This is a genomic window from Microbacterium sp. (assembly GCF_052099035.1).
Classification (GTDB): domain Bacteria; phylum Actinomycetota; class Actinomycetes; order Actinomycetales; family Microbacteriaceae; genus Microbacterium.
On sequence record NZ_JBQDSX010000117.1, the window covers coordinates 1 to 5306 of the forward strand.

Below are 5306 nucleotides of genomic sequence, written 5' to 3' on the forward strand. Positions count from 1 at the left end.
CTCGCTCCGCTCGCTCAGCCCGTTTCGTCTCGCCTTCGGCTCGCTCAACGTCCGGCTCGGTGTCCGGTGCTTCGTCCGGCTCGGTGTCGGGTTCGGGCGTCTCGGCTCGCTCAACGTCCGGCTCGGCATCCGCTGCGGCATCGGGCAGATCGAACAGCGCCGTCTCCTCCGGGACCGGGGCCGGGGGAACGTAGCGGTCGTGCACGAGGTCGAGGAAGACGTCTTCCAGCGTCGGCCCGCGCTGCTGCAGCGTCGTCAGCGCAACGCCGGCGCGGGCGATGACACCGCCGATGGTCGCCGCGTCGCTGCCGCGCACGGTGAGCCCGGAGCGCAGTACCTCGAATTCGTACCCGGCGTCGTGCAGCGTCGTGGAGAGAGCGCCGCGGTCCGCAGCATCCAGCACGACCGGGCCGGAGCGCGGGTCGGCAAGGTCTTCCATGGTACCGGCGAACTTGAGCTCGCCGCGCGCGATCACGAGGATCTCGTCGGCGATCTGCTCGACCTCGCTCAGCACGTGCGAAGAGACCAGCACCGTGCGGCCCTCATCGGCCAGACCGCGGATGAGGGTGCGCATCCAGCGAATCCCCTCGGGGTCGAGGCCATTGGCCGGTTCATCGAGCACGAGCACGCCCGGGTCGCCGATCAGCGCGGTCGCCGCACTCAGTCGCTGGCGCATGCCGAGCGAGAGCGCCGCGATGCGCGTGTCGACGTCATCGCCGAGCCCGACGAACGAGATGAGTTCGCCGACACGGGAGAGCTGGATGCCGTTGGCCTTGGCCGCCTGGATCAGGTGACGTTCGACCGTACGGCGCTGCCGGAAGCCGGGGTCCTCGAGCATGGCGCCGATCACACGGGCCGGGTTGCGCAGTTCGGCGTAGCGGGTTCCGCCGATCGTGGCGTTGCCGCTGGTCGGACGCTCGAGTCCGAGCAGCATGCGCAGCGTCGTCGTCTTGCCGGCGCCGTTGGGCCCGAGGAATCCGGTCACCACTCCTGGGCGAACGCGCGCGGACAAGTCCGACACTGCCGCGACAGTGCCGAAGCGCTTGGTCGCGTGGTCGAACTCGATCAGCTGTCCGTCTGGCATCGGCTGCCTTTCATGCATAGAGGTGCTTCCATCTTGCCGGAAAATGCGTAGAATCTCGCATCGGACGTGCGGAGAAACACCAGAACAGCCCCATGTAACGTGGCTTTCGTGACTGACTTCGATACCGGCTCCACGGTCCTGGTTCGTACGGAGGGGTCGCTCGGGCGACTCACCCTCAATCGACCGAAGGTGATCAACGCCCTCGACCTGGACATGATCCGACACCTCACCGCGGCTCTGGAAGCCTGGCGTGATGACACGGATATCGACATCGTGCTCATCGATGGCGAGGGTGATCGGGGGCTCTGCGCCGGCGGAGACGTGCGTGCGCTCTACGACCAGATCGTGGAGGGCCATCCCGATCGGACCGCGGAGTTCTTCCGCGCCGAGTACGCGTTGAACCTGCTGATCGCCGAGTATCCGAAGACGGTCGTCGCGATCGCGGACGGCGTCACGATGGGTGGCGGCATCGGGCTCGCAGGGCATGCAGATATCCGCATCGTCACCGAGCGCAGTCGCCTGGCGATGCCGGAGACCCGGATCGGGTTCACCCCGGATGTCGGCGGCACGTACCTGCTCGGCCGCGCCCCGGGGCGCCTCGGCGAGTACCTCGGACTCACCGGCAGCACGATGTCGGCGGCGGATGCCATTTACACCGGCTTCGCGGATCACTACGTGCCGTCGCAGCACCTGGACGAGCTCCGCGAGGCGCTCGGAAAGCGCGCCGACCCGACCAGCCCGTCCGAGCTGGTGCTCCTGTTCGACGAGACCCCCGAGCCCTCAGCACTCGAGGCCGAACGCGCCTGGATCGACGGCGTCTTCTCGGCAGGAACCGTGGGCGAGATCGTGGAGCGACTGTCCGCACGGGCAGAGGTGTCGGCATCCGCCACAGCCGCGACGCTCGCAGAGCTCGCGCCCACCGGCCTCGCCGTCACGCTGGATGCCGTGCGCGAAGCGCGCGCCGGCGACTTGCGGGATGCGCTGATCGGGGAGTACCGCCGCGTCATGTGGTTCGCAGGTCACCACCCTGACCTCGTCGAGGGCATCCGCGCTCAGCTGGTCGACAAGGATCGTTCGCCGAAATGGCAGCCGGCGACGATCGGCGAGCTGACGGCGGATGCCGGAGCACAGGCCCGTTCGTTCGTGCCGGACGTGCCGCTGTTCTGACATCCCCTCGCCTTCGGGTGTTTCTGGACGCAGGAGAGAAATCTGATCCCATCTGGGGATCGTTCGCCCTGAGCGGATATGACCGCTCGAGGGATATGCAATGTCGGTAGACCGTGGCACGCTATCTCATGGCCCATTCGGCCCGTTCTCAAAAAGGACCCCTCCATGCTCGGAAAGCTTCTCTTCCGCTACCTCTCCAAATACTGGCCGCTGCTGGTCGGTGTGCTCGTCTTCCAGTTCGCCAGCGCGCTGGCCACGCTCTACCTTCCCCGGCTGAACGCCGACATCATCAACAAGGGCGTCGCCACCGCTGACACCGGCTACATCTGGAGCACCGGGGGCTGGATGCTCCTCGTCTCGCTCGGCCAGATCGTCTGCGCGGTCATCGCCACCTACTTCGCCGCCAAAGCTGCGATGAGCGTCGGCCGCGACATCCGGAACGACGTGTTCGCTCGGGTCAGCGGCTTCTCCGAACGGGAGGTCTCGCAGTTCGGGGCAGGCTCCCTCATCACCCGCAACACCAACGACGTGCAGCAGGTCCAGATGCTGGCGATGATGGGTGCGACGATGTTCGTCACCGCACCACTGCTCGCCATCGGCGGCATCATCATGGCCGTGCAGCAGGACGTCGGCCTGAGCTGGCTGATCGGCATCTCGGTGCCGGTGCTGCTCATCGCCGCGGTGCTCGTCATCGGACGCATGGTGCCGCTGTTCCGCCGCAACCAGAAGATGCTCGATGCGATCAACCGCATCATGCGCGAGCAGCTCACCGGCGTCCGGGTCGTCCGTGCCTTCGTCCGCGAGCAGGTGGAGGAGGAGCGGTTCCGCGCGACCAACACCGACCTCATGAAGGTCGGACGCAACATCGGTTCGCTGTTCGTGCTGCTGTTCCCCGTCTTCATGCTGATCCTCAACGTCACCGTCGTCGGAGTCATCTGGTTCGGTGGAGTCGAGGTGCAGAACGGCAACGTCGAGGTGGGTACGCTGTTCGCCTTCATGCAGTACATCGGCCAGATCATGATGGGCGTCATCATGTCGAGCTTCATGGCGATGATGATCCCGCGCGCGGCCGTCTCGGCGGAGCGCGTCGGTGAGGTCCTCGAGGCGGATTCGAGCCTCGAGCGCCCGGTCGATGGCGCGACAGATTTCCCGGTTCCCGGATCCGTCATGTTCGAGAACGTGGAGTTCACCTACCCGGGCGCCGAGTCTCCTGTGCTGCAGAACATCTCGTTCGGCGCCGAGCGCGGGGAAACCGTTGCGATCGTCGGGTCGACGGGTGCGGGCAAGACCACGCTGGTCTCGCTGATCCCTCGGCTGTTCGATGTGACCGGAGGCGTGGCACGAGTGGGCGGCGTCGACGTCCGCGAAGCCGACATGGATGCACTCTGGAAGACGATCGGCCTCGTGCCGCAGCGGCCGTTCCTCTTCACCGGAACGATCGCCTCGAACCTCCGTTACGGGCGGGCGGATGCCACCGACGAAGAACTCTGGCACGCGCTGGAAATCGCGCAGGGCAGGGACTTCGTCGAAGAGATGCCCGAGGGTCTCGAGACCCGCATCGCCCAGGGCGGCACGAACGTCTCGGGCGGCCAGCGCCAGCGGCTCGCAATCGCCCGTGCGCTGGTGCATCAGCCGCAGATCCTCGTCTTCGATGACTCGTTCTCGGCGCTCGATCTGACCACCGACGCGAGGCTGCGCCAGGCGCTCTGGAAAGAGCTGCCCCACGTGACGAAGATCGTCGTCGCTCAACGCGTGTCCACGATCACCGATGCCGATCGCATCGTCGTCCTTGAAGGAGGAGAGATGGTCGGCGTCGGTACGCATGACGAACTCGTCGCGACCAATGAGACCTACCGCGAGATCGTCGAGTCGCAGCTGGGGGTGGACGCATGAGCTCCTCCATTCCTGAGCCCGTTGAAGGTTCGCCGAACAACGCACAGGTCGGCCCCACCGCGACCCTGACCCCCGACGAGCTGTACGAGGCCGAACTCGCCGAGGCGGCGCGTCTCGAAGGCGGCGGCTGGGACGGGCCGGCCGCCGGCAAGGCCGACAACTTCCGCAAGAGCTTCGGGCGCATGATCGGGCTGCTCAAGCCCTCGGCCGGATGGTTCGTGCTGGTGTCGTTCTTCGGCGCCCTCGGTGTCGTGCTCACCGTCGCAGCCCCCAAGGTGCTCGGTGAGGCCACCAACCTCATCTACGAGGGATTCATCTCGAAGCAGCTCGGCGACAACGGCGTTCCCGCCGGAACGTCGCAGGAGCAGGTCGTCGAGCTGCTGCGCTCGCAGGGCCAGGACGACTTCGCCAACATGGTGGCGGCGTTCGACCACTTCCAGGTCGGCGCAGGCATCGACTTCGACCGGCTGCGCTGGGTGATCATCTCGGTGCTGGCGATCTACGTCGGCGCCGCGATCCTCACCTGGGTGCAGGGCTACGTCATCAACGTCATCATGGTGCGCACCATGTGGCGCCTGCGCGAATCCGTCGAGGCGAAGATCAACCGTCTGCCGCTGTCGTACTTCGACAAGGTGCAGCGCGGCGAGCTCATCTCGCGCGTCACGAACGACATCGACAACATCACGCAGACCATGCAGCAGTCGCTCTCCGGTGCGCTGACGTCGGTCCTCACCGTGATCGGCGTGCTGGTGATGATGTTCTCCATCTCGTGGCAGCTGGCGCTTGTGGCGCTGGTCGCTCTGCCGCTGATGGGGGTCATCTTCGGCGTGATCGGGCCGCGGTCGCAGAAGGCCTTCGGCACCCAGTGGCGCAAGGTCGGACGCCTCAACGCGCGCGTCGAGGAGTCCTTCTCCGGGCACGCACTGGTCAAGGTCTTCGGTCGGGAGCAGGAGGCACTCGAGAGCTTCAAGGCCGAGAACGAAGAGCTCTACCAGGCCAGCTTCAAGGCGCAGTTCCTCTCGGGGATCATCATGCCCGCCATGACCTTCATCGGCAGCCTGACCTTCGTCGGCATCGCTGTGCTCGGTGGCCTCATGGTCGCCAGCGGCCAGCTGCGCCTCGGCGACGTGCAGGCGTTCATCCAGTACTCGCAGCAGTTCAC

At 66.3% G+C, this 5306-nt stretch carries 4 protein-coding genes; 3 read left to right on the forward strand and 1 reads right to left on the reverse strand.

Annotation, left to right across the window (positions count from 1 at the left end):
- The coding region (locus ACTIAO_RS16955; protein ID WP_441907278.1) for an ABC transporter ATP-binding protein at nucleotides 1-1084 on the reverse strand (1084 nt) is incomplete at its 3' end.
- A 108-nt stretch (nucleotides 1085-1192) separates the two neighbouring features.
- On the opposite strand from ACTIAO_RS16955, the gene ACTIAO_RS16960 reads away from it, so the two are divergent.
- From ACTIAO_RS16960 to ACTIAO_RS16970, 3 genes are all read left to right on the forward strand, one after another.
- Nucleotides 1193-2251 carry an enoyl-CoA hydratase/isomerase family protein gene (locus tag ACTIAO_RS16960; protein WP_441907279.1) on the forward strand — a complete coding sequence of 353 codons (1059 nt, stop codon included), beginning with the start codon at nucleotides 1193-1195 and terminating at the stop codon, nucleotides 2249-2251.
- A gap of 165 nt (nucleotides 2252-2416) precedes the next feature.
- A complete protein-coding gene (locus ACTIAO_RS16965; protein WP_441907280.1) occupies nucleotides 2417-4144 on the forward strand; it encodes an ABC transporter ATP-binding protein in 1728 nt (575 codons plus the stop codon).
- A partial coding sequence (locus ACTIAO_RS16970) for an ABC transporter permease (RefSeq protein ID WP_441907281.1) occupies nucleotides 4141-5306 on the forward strand: 1166 nt, incomplete at its 3' end. The genes ACTIAO_RS16965 and ACTIAO_RS16970, both read left to right, overlap by 4 nt.

What these genes read in the sequence shown, in the direction of transcription:
- ACTIAO_RS16965 (WP_441907280.1), top strand. Translation starts at nt 2,417, where the DNA reads ATGCTCGGAAAGCTTCTCTTCCGCTACCTCTCCAAATACTGGCCGCTG.